The organism is Bacillus cereus group sp. N12 (genome assembly GCF_016483575.1).
In the GTDB taxonomy this organism is placed as follows: domain Bacteria; phylum Bacillota; class Bacilli; order Bacillales; family Bacillaceae_G; genus Bacillus_A; species Bacillus_A toyonensis.
On record NZ_JAEHBO010000219.1, the window covers coordinates 1 to 291 of the forward strand.

Here is a 291-nt window from a genome sequence, read left to right on the forward strand (position 1 = left end):
GGACTACTGGGGTATCTAATCCCGTTCGCTCCCCTAGCTTTCGAGCCTCAGCGTCAGAAATGTTCCCTGTACGCCCAGTAAATCCGAACAACGCTTGCCACCTTCGTATTACCGCGGCTTCTGGCACGAAGTTATCCGTGGCTGCTTCTGGAGGTACCGTCCAAGTGGTTACCCACTCCATCTTCCCTCCCGAAAGGGGTTTACAATCCGAAGACCTTCATCCCCCACGCGGCGTCGCTGCGTCAGACTTTCGTCCATTGCGCAATATTCCTTACTGCTGCCCCCCATAGG

General features: G+C 55.7%; 1 rRNA gene. It reads right to left on the bottom strand.

From position 1 onward, the window contains the following. A 16S ribosomal RNA gene (locus tag JDS92_RS30220) occupies positions 1–291 on the bottom strand; the annotation flags it as partial.